The organism is Flavobacterium sp., from assembly GCF_044369455.1.
Lineage (GTDB): Bacteria > Bacteroidota > Bacteroidia > Flavobacteriales > Flavobacteriaceae > Flavobacterium.
Map to the genome: position 1 here is coordinate 20572 of NZ_JBIPLW010000003.1, position 16768 is coordinate 37339.

The following is a 16768-nucleotide window of genomic DNA, read 5'->3' on the forward strand; positions in this document are numbered from 1 at the left end:
ATGCAAAGTCAACCCATAAAAGTTAATTTTAGAGAAGAATTAGATAAATACTTATTTCATTGGAAGTGGATTTTATTTTCCGCCATTATTTCGCTTGTAGCTTGCTATTTTTATTTGAGATATGCAAATGATGTATTTGAATCTTCAGCCAAAATTCAAGTTTTGGATAGTTCAACGTCTTCTTTTAAAATGCCAAACGATGGCGTCTCCATATTTGGTTCAAGTAAAGTTAATTTAGAAAATCAAATTGAAAATTTAAAATCCTCAAGAATAGTTGGGACTGTAGTTGATAGTTTAAACCTGACTACTGAAGTTTATGGTGTGGGCAGAGTTAAGTCATACGAGTTATGGAATGATGCTCCTTTTAAAGTGATATGGGCGGTTGAAAAGGATTCACTCAAAAATAGATTTGGTTCTTTCGAAGTTGAAATAACGAATACCGGTTATAAATTGAACGGTTCTTCAAAAAAATATAAATTTAACCAGACAAATTTTGATTACGAATTACCGTTTAAATTAACCTTAAAAAATAAGGAATCTTTAAAAAAAATAGAGGGACGTATTTATTTAATTTCACTAAAAGATAGAAAAAGTATAATAAAGAATATTTCAAGAAAAATCAGTGTAGATTATGTAGGTAATCAAAGTGAAATACTGAAACTAAATTTAACAGGTTTTAGCCCAGAAAAGATTACGGATATTTTAAATACTTTGATAATAGCTTTTAATAATGATGGTGTAAAAGACCGACAATATGTACATCAGAAAACGGTCGATTTTGTTGATAAAAGATTCGAATATCTTTATAATGAATTAGACTCTATTGAACAATCTAAAGCTGACTATAAGCGCGATAACCAAGTGGGTAATGTCGAAAGTGATGCGAGTGTTTTAATGCAAAGGACATTTCAGTCAAAATCTGATTTAGATAAAGCATATACACAATCAACTTTATCGAAACTGATGCTGTTGTCTTTAAATAAATCAAAAGACTTAGAGCTTTTGCCTGCAAATGTAGGATTTGATGATCAAGAAATAAATGGTTTGATTGATAAGTATAATCAACAGGTTTTTAAATGTAATAAATTACTACAATCTGGAGGTGGAGAATCTAACCCATTGGTTAAAGAGAGTATAAACCAAGCAATACAATTGAAGAATAATGTTAAGTCATCAATAATTGGGTATCAAAAAGTATTAGAAATAAAGAAAAATGAATACAGAAAAATCAATTCTGAAGAGATAGCAAATTATGGGAAAGTTCCCAATAAGGAGAAAAATATTAGATCAATAGAAAGACAACAAACTATTAAAGAGAATTTGTATGTATTATTATTGCAAAAACGTGAGGAAGCACTCGTAAATTTGGCAATTACGAATCCTTGCGTAAAAGTTGTTGAGGATGCCAGTTTTTCTCCTACTCCGATTTTCCCCAATCGGAAATCATATTTTGGTATAGCTCTTATTATGGGGTTACTAATCCCATTCATTATAGTATATCTCAACGGATTGTTTAATAGTAAAGTTCAAACAAAAGAAGATATTGAGCAGGAAATAAAAGATATGATTGTCATTTCTGAAATTCCAAATATTAAAGATGAGAATAAAAAGATAGGATTATTAGATCGCTCCATATTATCTGAGTCTTTTAGAATCCTGAGTTCAAATATCAAATTCATTACTACTCTTAAAAAAGCAGGAAATGTCATTTTTGTCACTTCATCAGTAAAAGGAGAAGGAAAGACTTTTGTTTCAACTAATTTAGCAATTACACTTTCATCTTTTGGAAAGAAAGTGGTTTTGGTCGGTGCAGATTTAAGAAATCCTCAGTTGCATAATTCGTTAGATTTGAAAAAGGTGTTAGTAAAAGGTGTTACTAATTACTTGTTTGACAATAAATTAACTGCTGAAGATATTATAACAAATAGTCAGGAAAATGAAGTAAATCTCGACGTAATTATATCTGGAGTTATACCTCAAAATCCGGCAGAATTGCTTTCAAATGGTCGATTTGAAGTATTGCTTAATGAACTAAGAAATATATATGAATATGTGATCGTTGACACAGCGCCAACAGTTTTAGTAACAGATACGAGTTTAATCATTGAATTAGCCGATACTGTAGTATATGTTACTCGTTCCAATTACACAGAAAAGAAATTACTTAAGTTTATTTCCAATTTTAAAACCCTTAATAACGTAAAAAGTATGGGTCTAATTCTAAATAATATTGGACAAAATAAAACGTATGGATATAAATATAATTATGGATATAACTACGGATATGGAGAGAATGAAATTCAAAAAAAGAAAAGTATATTTAATAAAATTAAGGTTCGAAAATCGTAGTTAAGATTTTAATTTTTTGGATAGTTAAAGAAAAGGGAATTAGTTTTTATTAACTAAAAACCTGAATCATTCTTTCAAATTCCATCGCAGATTCATAAATTGGATTTTGTTTGATGATTCTACCCGGGTTTCCAACTACTATAGAACCATCAGGAACATCCTTTAGAATAATACTTCCAGCACCAATTACACACCATTTTCCGACTTTAACACCAGGTAAAATAACAACTCCAGCACAAACTTGAGTACCTTCACCTACAAATACATTTCCTAACAAAGTAGTATTAGGAGAAATATGTACAAAATCTTCAATAGTGCAATCATGCTCCACCACTGCAGAAGTATTTATAATTACATGTTTTCCGATATTGGCATTAGAATTAACGACAGCATTTGCCATGACAACTGTGCCAATATCAATTTTTGCTGTTATAGATACTATTGCATTTTTATGAGTACAAGAAAAGAAATTATTATTTTTGAGTCTTTTACTTGCATTTTTTCTGGTAAAATTATCTCCAATTGCGATAATCAAATATAATTTTAGATCATTATTTAAAATATTTTTACTAGAAATTACAGGAAGTGAATTTACGATATTAGTTTTAGGATTATCGTCAAAAAAAGCTTCTATATTATAGTTGTTTAACTGCAATAACTCTGCAATAACCCTACCATGTCCACCCGCTCCAAAAATAAAATGTTCTCTATATATCATGACTATAAGCTATTTTCCATTTTCTTATACTCATCCAATATTTTTTCGCAAATAACGCTCCGCTCAAATCGAGATACTATCATGCTTCTCGAATTTGATTTAAGATTTAGATAAAACGACTTATCATCAATTAGTTGAATAAGTGCTCTTTCAATAGAATTTATGTCTTTCAAGGGTATTAGTATTCCATTTTTTCCATCAACAATAATTTCATTACAGCCATTTATATTTGATGCAATGACAGGCAGTCCCATTGCACCAGCCTGCATAAGAACATTTGGAAATCCTTCACGATAGCTAGGGAAAACTAATGCGTTGCTTAAAGCTAAATAGGGTCTAATATCATTTTGAAAACCAGTTTCAATGATTTTATTGTTATTGCGAATTAGATTTAATGTTTTTTCATTTAAAGGATCTAAATCGCTTTCTTGTTCACCAACTAATACTAGTTTGATAGTTTTATATTTTAAACAAACGGTATCAAATGCTTCTACCAGTTCATTTATTCCTTTGTCAGTTACAATTCTTCCTACAAAAATAAAAGTGAAGTCATTCTCTAGAATTCCTAATGATAATTTTAGCTGAGCTATTTCAATTTGTGAAATTTTTTCAGGTGAAAAATAGTGGACATCTACTCCATTTGAACTGCCATTACCAACAACTTTTAATTTATTTTTAGAAGTATAATTATTGTCAATTATGTAGTCGTAAAGTCCTTTAGAATTTATAAATATTTTTGTAGAAAAAGAATACGTTAATTTTTCTATCATTTCTAACAATTTCTTTTTGCTTCCTTTTTCTTCCATAAGAGGCAATCCACCAACAGTATGTAATCGAATTGGAATATTTGCTATTCGAGAAGCTAACATCGCAATAATACCTGCTTTAGGAGTGTGTGAATGAACAATAAATGGTTTTTCTTTTTTTAAAAATGAAATGAGCTTTAGAAGTGAAAGAAAATCTTTTAATGGAGTGATTTTTCTAGTCATTTCAATGTGTTTATAACGAACACCTTCATTTTTAGCACATCTTATGAGATACTCTTTTTCAGAAGAAATCGCAATCACTTCATAATGATTGTTCATAAATGCCAACTGTCCATCTAGAATTTTATCCAATGATAGTGGAACGGTTGTAATTCTAATTAATTTCTTTTTTGATTCTGACATGAATTACCTTTTATTAAGGTTTAATTCTTACTCGATTTATAAAATAATAATGTGTTATAACAATTATTAGTTCAAATTTAAGTTCAATTTATTTAATTATTGTTGATAAAATAAATCTTTACAATAACTTAAAAAGGGAGCAAATCTCTTAAAGATTAATTCATGTTATGTTAAAACAAAGTGTGATAACTAGAATAAAAAATTATGAATTGAATGTGCTGATTTAAATTGAAGTGTCGTCTAATTCTTCTTTGTTGACATACGAAAAATGCCAAAGAATAAAAATAATTAATCCAGGCAGAAACATATTTCTCATTCTAATCATGATGCCTAAATTCCCTAAAGATTGAGAAAAAGCAAAGGTTCCTATGAATAAAAAATAAACCATTCCCTGAATTATAAATGGTGCTTTTTTGAATGAGGTTAGTCCCTTTCTTATCACTATACTTATAGATAGAACTAATAGGATAGTATTTTCAATAGCCGCAAGTAAAGACGGAATACTATTGATATCAAATAGGAAAGGACGATATAAGAACGTAAATACTTTTAATGGAAATGGATAGGAGGAAACATCAATAGAAGAACTTGTATACGATCTATTTAATCGTGAAGCTTTATTTGTGGCAAAATTGTTAAAGTTTTCTATAGTTGCTTCTTCAATTTTAGCAAATTTTAGTACCATAGGAAATATTGCAATAGCTAAACCAATCATGATTGAAAAGAATACTAATCTTTGAAATACAGTGATGTTTTTATTGGCAATAAAGGCAAAACCAAAAGAGAGTATCATGAATAATGAAATATGAGGTCTAATAAAATAAGATAACGACAATGCCAAAATAATTAACAAAATGCGCTTTGTAACATTCATTATTCCATAAACAAAAAGCCCAATACAGAAAAATAAGAGCGTATCTTTTCCAACGCCACAACTCCAAAAATGTAAATTAGGAAAGAAAAATAAAAGTGGAAATAAATTAAAAGAATTAAATTTTGGATTAGTAGGTATTATATCAATAGCAGTCACAAAAAAATAGGTTAATCCTATAAAACCAATGACACTATACATCATTGTTCCAACGAAATAGGATAAATCCAATACATTAGATGGAAAATAATTTAGAGCATAAATGAAATACGTTCCTTGTTCTTCTTTAAACGAGTACAAAAAACGTTCAAACGTCATGAATTTAGGGTAACGCCAATACCCTATAGAATCTCCATAAACAAAGAAATAAAAGTAAACCCCAAAAAGTAAATGATAAATAAAGAGTTGTCTTAGTGTCGCAATGTTGTTTTGAGATAATTTCCTTTTAAAACTATTGATAAACAAAAAACCAAAAAATATAAATAGTATCACAAAAAGGATATCCATAATTTATCCGAGTATTTTAGATTTTATAAAATTCATACATTTTTTTTCAAATATAAGATAATATACATAACCAAATAGGCATGATGCTATTACCACTAATGTTAAAGATAAAATTAAACTAGCAACCGTATTTATTTTTGGATACATCCTTAAAATTACTAGTTGTAAAGGATTGTGAATTAAATATATCGAATAAGATGCATTGCCTATAATCATCATAATTGAATTTTTATTCAGTTGATAATTATAATTTGTAATCATATAATATAGGATAAAAAACGAAACACCTGAAAATAAAAAGTTGGGAAAGAAATAAGGTGTGTTTGTATAAAAATTGTTTATTCCAAAGAAAACTAAGAACAGCATTACTAGCCAAATAATAATTTTATTTAAACTTAATTTTATTTTGTAAATAATGAGAAGCGATAAAACATATCCAAGTATAAATTCGATATTATACGTTGATAGTAATATTCTAAAAGTAATGTTATTATTTATAGATAAATTGTGTAAGGAACTATAGTTAAACAATAAAATTATAACCGTCCATAATAACAGAAAATAATTCCATGCTTTTCTTGAGAAAAATGAAATACTGAAAATAAAATAAAACAGAAGCTCAAATATTAATGACCATGCCACTGATAATGCTGGATTCCCAAAAGGCAATAAAGTTACAGAAGTAAATAAACTAATTTCTCGGTTGCCATTAGAAAAACTAGGATAATAGGTGTACAAGACATACATTAAAATCCCGATAGGAAGATATGGAATATAAATTCTAATGATTCTATTTTTTATATATTTTTTAAAGGAATCGGGTTCGCTATATTTATAATAGGCAGCATAAGAAATTATAAAACCTGAAAGGATAAAAAAGAAATCGACACCAAACTTACCAAGTAAACCAATATATGATAATAACAAATAATCAATTTGGTGGTAGAAGGATAATGATCCAACAGCATGATGAACAATTACCATTAAGGCAGCAATTCCTCTAAAAATTTGTAAAATATCAAGATAATGGGTTTTAGAATTACGATTCATTTGCTAAAATTGATAATAACACATTATGTTTTTTTTGAATATCGTAATCCGATTCTATTTTTATTCTTCCCTTGTTCCCAAATTCTTTTCTTAAAATATTATTTTCAATCAAAATGCTTAATTTTTCGAACCATTGTTCTTCTGTCTCAACTAAAAAACCATTGATATTTTCGTCAACAACTTCTTTGTTCATACCAACAGATGAAGCTACTACTGGCAATCCACAGCCCATGTATTGAATTAGTTTGTAAGCACATTTTCCCAATTCCCAAGGGGTATTTTCGAGTGGCATTATTCCAATATCAAAATTAGAAATCAATGCTACTTCGGAGTCTTCGGTCCATTTAAGGTATTTCACTTTGCTTCCCAATTCCAAATCTTGGTTTGCACCCACAATATGCAATTCAACATTGTAAAAATCTAATAACTTTAACAAAACAGATTTAATATTTACAACATATTTAAAAGTTGATGGGGAACCAATCCAACCTATAATAATTTTAGAATTATCATAATTATCCTTAACTTTATAAACATCGATATTAATTACTGTTGGAAGTATGACAATCTTTCTTGCACCAGATTCTCTAGCTTTTTCAGCCAAGTAACTATTTCCTGCCACTACACAGCCACTGTATTTCATGACATTTTTAATCTTATTTTTAAAAAAAAACGAAATTAATTTTGATCTGTTATAATCATAATTGTGATTAAAAATGGCATCGTCAAAATCGACAATGTATTTTACTTTAAACCAGTATAAAATTTTTTCAAACCAACTAAAAAAATAAGGAAAAAGCTCTTTTTCAATTACAATTCTGTTGTATTTATATATTGAAAATAGTGTCAAAAATCGATTTAAATAGAATTTCAAAAATTTTAATCTTGCTATTTTTTTTCCTGAATATAGATTACTTAAGTACTCTTCATCAAAAAATGGACTGACTGTAACCGAGTGTCCATTTGCTTCCAAAATTGGGAAATACTGATAACTTCGCAGTCGACTACTAGCTCCATTTCTGCTGTATTTTGTGAGATAAAGTATTTTCATGAGCAATAGTCTAAAGCAATTTTGTAGCGAGAGGTACTTATTTTCATTGAAAAATTGTCAATACCAAAATTTTGAATGTCTACTTTATCAAATTCACCAGATTTTTCTATAAATTTTATAGCATTTTCAACGGAATCTTTAGCATCATGTTGATATAAAAAACAGAAGTTTTTATCTTTCAAGAGAGATTCTGTATCGCCAATTCCTGACGACGCTATGGTAGGAATTCCAATTAATAAGTATTCACCAAGCTTAATTGGAGCAACACCTTGCATACTCAATTTAGGCTCTCTAATGGCAAATGCAATATCACCTACAGAAAGGTATTTTGGAATTTCTTCAAAAGGTAATGATTTTACTATTATGTGATTTTGTAAAGCTAGTGGAATTCTTTTTTTTGCAAATGCTTCATTTCCGGTAAGTATCAAAAAGATTGAGTTATGATTTATTTGTAAATACCTTTTAAATATTTTAATCATAATTTCCCATCCATATTGTGGCCCAAGTGAACCACTATAAATAAAAACCTTGGTCTCCTTATTTATGTTAAATCCTTCTCTAATCTTTTGACTAACGTTTATATTATGCTTAAAAAACGTTGTATCTCTTCCGTTTACAACAACAAAAAATTTATCCCTGTGTTGTTTGCCAATAGCATTTAAATGAAAATCAATTGCCGCTGCAGTTCTTGTAATAATAGCGTAAGCTTTGATGAGAATTAATCTTTCTTCTTTTTTATAGATGTTATAAATTAGGCTATTTTTCTTTAATCCTAAAAAGTCTACGCGTTCTTCAATAGGTAAACCATCGGCATCGAATAGAATTTTATAGTTTTTAGTAAACAATCGATTTACCATTATTGCGGGCATTATGCTTCTTGGCATAAGTATATCAATAGAATTATTTTTTAAATATTTTTTTATAAAAATTACTCCTTCAGCAACAGTAAATAAACTTCCAATTAAGGCATGAGGTTTTCGATGAATTTTTTTAAAGGAATATTTTATATTTAGTTCATCTGCTTTCTGTCGTGTAATCGCTATTCGCTCTTCTGTTCCCCAACTGAATTGTATCACATGAAAACGATAATTATTTTCTTTTTGAATTTCAAAAAAAATGGGCATAAACAGACCTTCCATATAACTTGTTTGTGGTCCGTCCCAAGTAATAAAAAGAATATTTTTCATGGTTTTTTTTTAAAATTTGCTTGCTATACTTTCGATGGTCGTGTACTTGGTTTTTAGTTTTAGAAATCGTTTTTCATAATAATTATATGAAATATGAGCTACAAATATGACAGCAGTAATTGCAAATACATAGATAAGAATTTGTTTAATCAAAATATTATTTATGGAAAATAAATTAAAAACATCTGCCATCAAAAATATGACTAAGGGATTATAAACATATAAACCGAATGATATTTTTCCTAAATAATCGAAAAATCTGTTCTCTAATGAAATGAGTTTTTCAGGATTATTTATTTGATTAAAAATAATGATCAACGTAAATACAGAAATTATTTCATGGTCTATTATAGAGGTTATGTGAAATTTGTTTGCGGCAACCATAATAAAAAACAGCCAAGCTAATGTTTCCATCCATTTGCTATATAATATTTGAATATAAACATTATTTTTAAAATATAAATAAGCTCCCAAACCACCAATAACAAGGCAACCAAAACGGGTATAGTTTACAAATACCAGTATATTATAATGCGCTTCAAAAATTCGCAAAGTCAGTTTTAATAAAATAAATGCAATGGGAAAAACAACTAAAAACAATACTAATTTCTTTGATTTTTTTATAATCCAAGGCCAAAATGCATAAAATTGTTCTTCAACTCCGAGTGACCAATAATGGCCAACCATAAAGGTCGTTATTTTAGTACCAACAGCAGTATTTATAATGCCAACAAATGAATTTTTCAAATTTGGAATCATCAAAAAATAGAATAAGATTGGCCATTGAATATTCGAAATTCCATTTAAAAAAACTACAATAATTAGATAAATATAATACAAAGGCCAAATGCGTAGCACTCTTCGCATATAGAATTTTTTGACATTAATCGTATTTGTTTTTTCAAGTTCATTTAGTAATAAATACGTAATCAAAAAACCGCTGAGTGTAAAAAAAATGGTAACACCATAACTAGCCAAATCCAACAAAGCGGCATTTGGAATTCCATAATATTCTAATCTATTGTTAATGTGTGTAATTACAACAGCCATTGCGGCAATTGCGCGTATTCCGTTTAAACCAGGTAAGTATATACTATCTTTTGTAATCATATCATCCTAATTATTCGGATTACTAGAATAGCTTTCGATTGTCGTAAATCTATTTTTTAAATTTAAAAAGCGCTTTTCAAAATAGAAGTAGGAAAGGTGCGCTACAAGAATTACAGCACTAAAAGTTGAAAAAATAAATAGCGTGGCTTTTAAAGGTTTGTTTTCATTAGTCTCAAGAAGAAGAAAGGAGATGAAATAAAGTACTAATGGATTATAAATGTATAACCCAAATGAGATTTTACCTAAATAATCAAATAGCTTGTTCTCTAATGGAATGACTGTTTTTGAATTACTTATTTGATTAATAATCAAGGCAACAACCAATAGAGCGATAATTTCATGATTTACAATCGAAAAAACTCTTATGACATTCAATAAGAATAATACTATAATGAGCCAAGCCAAAATCTCAACAAATTTTTGTTTAACAAAAACTACTATTTTATTGTTTTCAAAATAGAGGCAGGCACCAATTCCACCAATAGCCAGGCAACAAAATCGGGTATGAAGCAATATCGATTGTATCACGATAGGAGCATTTAGTATAGATAAAACAACTTTTAGTCCAAAGTAAGCGACACAAAAAATGAATATTGTTTTTTTTATTTTTTTGGAATTTTTTAGCATCCATGGCCAAAAAGCATAAAACTGTTCTTCAACACCTAAGGACCAATAATGAATTAGTAATGGAATTGTAATCATAGAATTTCCAGCTAAATGAAGTGCAAAAGGAATATTAGGCACAATGAAAACGTAATACCAAATAGTAGAAGGCACTGTAAACTTCATGACGATAACAATTAATAGTATATAAAAAAAATACAGTGGCCAAATCCTGAGAATTCTTCTGATATAAAATTTTTTGATATCAATTTTTGATTGTAGTTCAAGTTCTTTTAGTAAAAGAAACGTAATCAAAAATCCACTTAGAGTAAAAAAAATGGTAACAGAGTAACCACCAAAATGTCCAAAATAATTAGTATTTAAAATTCTTTTTTCTACCAGTGTTTCTGAGACATGCGCCAAAATAACCGATAATGCAGCAATTGCCCTCAAGCCATTTAATCCGGGCAAAAATAATTTAGTGCTCACTTATTTTTTCTTTTTTTATAAGTTCTATGTATAAATTTTCCACATTTTTAACATAGCGTTCTTCTGTATAATTTTGGATGGCTTTACGATATCCATTTTCACCAAATTGTATTCTTGTACCAACATCATCACATAAGATAGTTAGTTTGTTACTAATAGCATCAACATCAAATTTCTCAACTAAATATCCAGTCTTATTATCATCAACAATAAATTGCATTCCACCAACATTCGTAGCAATTACGGGTAACTTATGCAACATTGCTTCAACCAATACAAGCCCAAAAGCTTCATAAGCAGAAACCAAACAGAAAATATCGAAAATAGAATAATACATTCCGATTTGGTTTTGATACCCTGTAAAAACTACGCGGTCAGAAATTCCGAGCGTAACGGCAAGTTTTTCATAATTTTCTTTTTCCGGACCATCACCAACTAATATTAATTTTGCTTTAGTATTCTTTTTGGCTACAATTGAAAATGCTTCAATTAAATCTGAAAAACGTTTATGTGCATCAGAGTTCATTCGACCTACTGAACCAATAACAATTTCATCATCTAAAATGTGATGTTTTTCTTTACTTCTTTTTATTGTTTCAGAATCGTCAATATTAGGAATAACAACACCATTGTTTATTAATACAACTTTATCTTTAGGTAAATTAATTTTATTTTCGAGATAGTAAGTTGCCGCAGGTGAAACACCAATTACTTTATGGGCAGTGAAGCACAGTAATTTCATCAGTAGGTTGCCTTTCCAACGTCTGTTTTGAGGATCTGAAGTTTCTTCTAAAATAATTACGGGAACTCGCTTGTAAAATCCGTTAATAGCTGCCATTGTTACACCTTCAAATACGGCGCCATGTATAATGTGAGGTTTAAACTCACCGATTATTTTTTGTACTTTTTTGTGTTGTTTACTATCTAAAAATGACTTTAAATCTCCAACTACAAAAATTTCGACGTTGTGCTTCTTAAATTCTTTTGGAAAATCACCTACTGCATTGGTGCAAATAATCTTTAGTTCAAACTTAGTTTTGTCTAATAATTTGGCCAAAGATAGACGTCTACGTTCCACGCCTCCAGAACCCATAGTGTCGATTATGTTTAAAACTCTAATCATGGTTTGGTTTTATATAATTGCAATAGTTTTTTGATGTGATTTTGTAATGAATAATTTTCAACAACTGTTTTTTTTGCATTATTTCCAATATTCTTTTTATCCTCTGAACTTAATTTGATGCAGTTTATTATTTTTTGATATAATTCATTATCATCATTAACTGGGATAATCCAACCGTTTATATCATTTTTAATTATTTCTGAAGCTGCTCCAACATGGGTTGTAATACACATTTTTTTTAAATACATAGCTTCTAAGAGTGAATTTGAAAATCCTTCAGAAAAGGAATTTAAAATATAAACATCTGAATCTAAATAATACTTTTCCGTATCTTTTTGATATCCAACAAATTCGACTTCATTTTCTAAATTTAGTTCTTTTACCAACTCTTTTAATGCCTGTGATGAACTTCCTTCTCCAACAATAGTAAATTTAAAAGTAAATTTTTGTTGCTGTAATTTTTTCATAACTTTAATCATACCCTCAATATTTTTTACGGGTTCTAATCTTGATACAGACACTATTTTAAACACATCATTTTTATCTGTAAAAAATGCTTTTTCATCCGCAGCAAAAAGGGTAAAATTGGGTATTACTTTTAATTTATTTTGTTTTATTTGATAGTTTATTTTGAGATTTTCAACAACACTATGCGATTCGCCTACTACAAAATCAGAAAGTTTGTAAATAAAATTAAAAACAATTTTAGCCATTTTACTATGATTTGGAATACCTATTTCTTCGGCAATAATTACAGGGACATTTGCTAATTTTGCGGCAATTATACCATGAAAGTTAGCTTCAGAACCAGCAGAATGTAACACGAATGGCTTTTGTTTTTTGAAATAAAAATATAAATTTACAATTGTTATTATGGAAGGGATTTTATAAGAATAATTAAAGCAAATCACGTCTTTTTTATTTTCAATAATTTTTTTTTCTGCTGTTCCTCCTTTACCTATCGAACAAAATATCCACTCATTATCATCGGATGTAGAAGATAAATTTGCCATTTTGGATTCAATTCCACCAAAATCTAAAAACGTTGTCAATCGAATTATCTTCATCTTTATTTTGATAAATAACGAATTATGAATTTTAAATACAATCGCATGTATTTTTCACCTTGTTTTACTCCCATTATTTTTTTTCCAATCGATAACGGAATCATATATAAAAGTTTCAAAAAAAAGTTAGCGTGTTCATTTTGTTTTAGAACTGCTTTTGCTTTTGCATTCGAATCACTATCAAAAAAATAAGGATAGAGATTAAAATATACATAAAGACTTATGAATTTATTAAAATTTTTATCAGTGTTTAGTATTTTATACTCTTTATATAAAGTATTTATTGTTCCCACAAGGTCCTTTTCTAATGCTACTTTATTTCTTGTAACTTGGTTTGTATCTTCGTTAGAATAGTAGACTAAAGTATCGGTAATATAAAAGAAATTTCCGCCGCTTAAAATCACTCGAAACCAAACATCATGATCTTCTCCTTTTTTTAAACTACTATTAAATCCATCATTTTCTTCAAAGAATTTTTTTTGAATGACCGATGAGGATGATGTGAAATAAGTATTACGAATAGCTTTTCTAAAATAATCATCTAATTTATAATAATTTGGAGAATCGACTTTTTTATTAAAAAAATCATTTGTTCTTGAATAATGACTTCCAATTATTTTTACTTCATTTTCTTTACCTATAACAAAATTTACACTTTCAAGATAGTGCGGATGCCATGTATCATCAGCGTCTAATAGTGCTATATATTCCTGTTTTGCCATTTTAATCCCATTATTTCTTGCTGCTGAAACACCTTGATTTTTTTGAGAAATAATTAATATACTTTCACTATATTTCTTTGATATCAATGCTATTCCATCATCTGTTGACCCGTCATCCACTACAATTATTTCAAACGCATCAAACGTTTGATTCATAACAGAATCAATACATCTAATGATGTAGTTTGCTTTGTTATAATAGGGTATGATTACTGAAAACATCTACTTATTTATTTCCATTCAACATTTTCTTTAATAACCTTAGCGGGAATTCCGGCCGCTAAACATTTAGCAGGAATAGCTTTACTAACCACAGAACCCGCAGCTATTATTGCGCCATCTCCTATTGTTACTCCTTTTAAAATTGTAACATTCGTACCAATCCAAACGTGGTTTCCTATGACTATGGGTTGGGTCATCACGTGTTCTTTTCCTTTTATAGCATGCACATCACTATCCCAAATAGAAACGTTTTCAGATATTGCTACTCCCTGCCCAATTGAAATAGAGGAATAACATCTGATTTTTGCATAACGATTAATATAGCCGCTTCCTAAATTTAATTTTGCATTTTTAAAAACCATCACATCACAACCACTATGAATAAAAAATGTATTAGCTACATTTATTTCTGAGTTTTCATACAATTCTATGTTTCCAACGAAAGGGTCTTTTTTTGTAATATGTCGATTGAGTGCTAAATGACCATTATTTAAATTAATTTGAGCCGATTTATGAATAGCATAATCGCAATTTCCGAACACTAAAATGCGACTCATATTTCTCCGGATACCTTTGGTACTTATATTTATCCAAAGTGTATTAATTTTTAACAAATGAATGTTAGCGGCGTAAATTTTTTGCAATTTTTTAATCATCTGGCTCTTCAGTTTTATGTTCAAAAATCAATTATTTAACATTTTTGAAATCAAAATTGCCCCTTTTTTAGAAACATGATCTCCATCTTTTAAAAAATCATTATTTTTAAATGCCACAGCATTAAAGTCGATAACTTTAAGTTTTTTACTTTCAATAATTTGATTGTATTTGTATACATACTCTTGTGGAATTTTACTCTTGTAATAAGAATCAAGTGGTGTATTCAATACAATTAAATCTTTATTTTCTCTTTTACATAATTCCATTATTTTATCCAAATACGATAAATTAATTTCCGAAAAACGAGTTATCGTATCATTTTTGAAAAATTGATTTTTTATTCTTTTATCCATTGATTTTTTTTTGGATCCTACTTCATAAAAATTATTTTGATACCCTCCAAAAAAAGAATAATTATTTTTTTTGTCCCTAATGTTTAAAATTCCTTTGACAATAATTTTATTAAAATATAGTATTTCATTATCTGAATTGTAAATCATAAATTTTCTTTTTTCGGCTGGAGGAAGTATAAAAAAATAGCGAGAAGAAATTTCGAGATTCTCTTTTCCAAAAATGTAATCGTCGTAATACGAGGATAAATTATGATAACTAAAACCTAAATAAATTGTTTTTATTTCTTTATTTAATGCTAGTATTTTCTCTAGTTTTTGAAAAGTAAAATAATAGGATTCGGCATCTTGAGAGAAATTGATTCCATTGGCAATCACCGCATCATTAATCCCGCATTGCATGTGAGAATCACCAACAAAAATAGCTTTTTTATTAAGTGAACTAATATAATCATTACTTTTTTTAGAATTTAGATAATCAATACAGGCGTATAAGGAAACACAGATAATTATCATTATCCCAAAAAATTTAATACAATTTATAATAAATAGTTTCATGGAATATTATTTATTAAAATTAAAAATAGTTTCATAATCCTAGTAGCGATTAGTTGGTTAAAATACTATCAATAAGCATAGTAAATTTTTTTGCTCCATTTGGATTGAGATGATTGTCATTTATATAATCTTTCAAATGAAACTTTTTGCTTCTAGAAAAATCATAATATTGAATTCCATATTTATTGGTTACGTGACTCAATGCATTTTTAACTTGTATTTCAGTTTTCAATGGAATTTTGCTGTAATATGTTTGATATAATGGCGTGCCTATAAAAATAATTTCTACTTTTTTCTTTTGACATTCTTGGATGATTTTATTCAAAAAAAACATATTTAATTTAAAGTTTTTTTGATTTTCAAATATTGAATTCATTTTAAATGTTTGATTAATTTTAATCGAGTCATTTTCTAACTCTGTAAATCTACCTGAGAACGCATTAATCATAAATCCAAATGTATTTAGTTTTGGTTTTGTGAGATTAGGATTGTAATTATCTATAAAAATGGTAGAGAAATACTTAACATCTGATAAGACTAGGGAATAGTTTTTTATTGATAGTTTTTCTGTTTTGTAATTTATATCATAAAGATTTGAATAAACATGACCATTCCAATTAGAAGGATCAAACTCATAATAAAGTCGATGAGGTGAAACTTCAAACAATACTGTTTTTAAGTTTTTCATTTGGTCAATATATTTATTTAACAAAAAATAATCTATTGATATGGGTTGCCCACCATAGGCCAGATTGCATGAATTGTATTTTAGAAACTCTGGATTCAATCCATTTTGAAAGTGTGAACTTCCTAATAGTAACGTATTTATTGTGCTTAAGTTGTTTTCAAAATGTTGTTTTTTAATTACAATTATGGTTTGAGTCCTGCAATACAATTCAGCGGCAACCAAAAAAATTAGGACAGGAACAAAAAACAGTATTATATATTTTATAAATCTTTTCATA

Annotated in this window: 14 protein-coding genes and 1 pseudogene; 1 reads left to right on the forward strand and 14 read right to left on the reverse strand. The window is 28.3% G+C overall.

Annotated features, from left to right (window positions below):
- Complete coding sequence (locus ACIQ2L_RS03915; RefSeq protein WP_396156646.1) at nt 1-2349, forward strand: GumC family protein; 2349 nt, start codon at nt 1-3, stop codon at nt 2347-2349.
- 49 nt (nt 2350-2398) lie between these two features.
- On the opposite strand, the gene ACIQ2L_RS03920 is transcribed toward ACIQ2L_RS03915, so the two are convergent.
- The 14 genes and pseudogenes from ACIQ2L_RS03920 to ACIQ2L_RS03985 all read right to left on the reverse strand — a co-directional run bounded on the left by ACIQ2L_RS03920 (nt 2399) and on the right by ACIQ2L_RS03985 (nt 16767).
- Complete coding sequence (locus ACIQ2L_RS03920; RefSeq protein ID WP_396156648.1) at nt 2399-3067, reverse strand: acetyltransferase; 669 nt, start codon at nt 3065-3067, stop codon at nt 2399-2401.
- Between the two features lie 2 nt (nt 3068-3069).
- Nucleotides 3070-4236 carry a glycosyltransferase family 4 protein gene (locus ACIQ2L_RS03925; RefSeq protein ID WP_396156650.1) on the reverse strand — a complete coding sequence of 389 codons (1167 nt, stop codon included), beginning with the start codon at nt 4234-4236 and terminating at the stop codon, nt 3070-3072.
- A gap of 223 nt (nt 4237-4459) precedes the next feature.
- Entirely contained in the window at nt 4460-5614 is a 1155-nt protein-coding gene (locus tag ACIQ2L_RS03930; RefSeq protein ID WP_396156652.1) for a hypothetical protein, read from the reverse strand.
- Nucleotides 5615-5617: 3 nt separating this feature from the next.
- On the reverse strand, nt 5618-6664 hold the full coding sequence (locus ACIQ2L_RS03935; RefSeq protein ID WP_396156654.1) for an acyltransferase family protein: 1047 nt from the start codon (nt 6662-6664) through the stop codon (nt 5618-5620).
- Nucleotides 6654-7715: a glycosyltransferase family 4 protein gene (locus tag ACIQ2L_RS03940; protein ID WP_396156656.1), complete on the reverse strand. Its 1062-nt coding sequence runs from the start codon at nt 7713-7715 to the stop codon at nt 6654-6656. Before ACIQ2L_RS03940 ends, ACIQ2L_RS03935 begins: the two co-directional genes overlap by 11 nt.
- The gene (locus ACIQ2L_RS03945; protein WP_396156658.1) at nt 7712-8902 is read right to left on the reverse strand and encodes a glycosyltransferase; all 1191 of its coding nucleotides are present in this window, start codon (nt 8900-8902) and stop codon (nt 7712-7714) included. Before ACIQ2L_RS03945 ends, ACIQ2L_RS03940 begins: the two co-directional genes overlap by 4 nt.
- 9 nt (nt 8903-8911) lie before the next feature.
- On the reverse strand, nt 8912-10012 hold the full coding sequence (locus ACIQ2L_RS03950; protein WP_396156660.1) for an acyltransferase family protein: 1101 nt from the start codon (nt 10010-10012) through the stop codon (nt 8912-8914).
- A gap of 6 nt (nt 10013-10018) precedes the next feature.
- A complete protein-coding gene (locus ACIQ2L_RS03955) occupies nt 10019-11104 on the reverse strand; it encodes an acyltransferase family protein (RefSeq protein WP_396156662.1) in 1086 nt (361 codons plus the stop codon).
- Nucleotides 11094-12227, reverse strand: a complete 1134-nt coding sequence (locus ACIQ2L_RS03960; protein ID WP_396156664.1) for a glycosyltransferase family 4 protein — start codon at nt 12225-12227, stop codon at nt 11094-11096. The genes ACIQ2L_RS03955 and ACIQ2L_RS03960 overlap by 11 nt, the downstream gene beginning before the upstream one ends.
- On the reverse strand, nt 12224-13294 hold the full coding sequence (locus ACIQ2L_RS03965; protein ID WP_396156666.1) for a glycosyltransferase: 1071 nt from the start codon (nt 13292-13294) through the stop codon (nt 12224-12226). The genes ACIQ2L_RS03960 and ACIQ2L_RS03965 overlap by 4 nt, the downstream gene beginning before the upstream one ends.
- Before the next feature lie 2 nt (nt 13295-13296).
- Nucleotides 13297-14238, reverse strand: coding sequence for a glycosyltransferase family 2 protein (locus tag ACIQ2L_RS03970; RefSeq protein WP_396156668.1), 942 nt, complete (start codon nt 14236-14238; stop codon nt 13297-13299).
- Nucleotides 14239-14317: 79 nt separating this feature from the next.
- Nucleotides 14318-14417, reverse strand: a pseudogene (locus tag ACIQ2L_RS03975) (DapH/DapD/GlmU-related protein); the annotation flags it as partial.
- A gap of 504 nt (nt 14418-14921) precedes the next feature.
- Nucleotides 14922-15761, reverse strand: coding sequence for a hypothetical protein (locus tag ACIQ2L_RS03980; RefSeq protein ID WP_396156670.1), 840 nt, complete (start codon nt 15759-15761; stop codon nt 14922-14924).
- Between the two features lie 91 nt (nt 15762-15852).
- Nucleotides 15853-16767, reverse strand: a complete 915-nt coding sequence (locus ACIQ2L_RS03985) for a hypothetical protein (RefSeq protein ID WP_396156672.1) — start codon at nt 16765-16767, stop codon at nt 15853-15855.
- Between the last annotated feature and the right edge of the window lies 1 nt (nt 16768).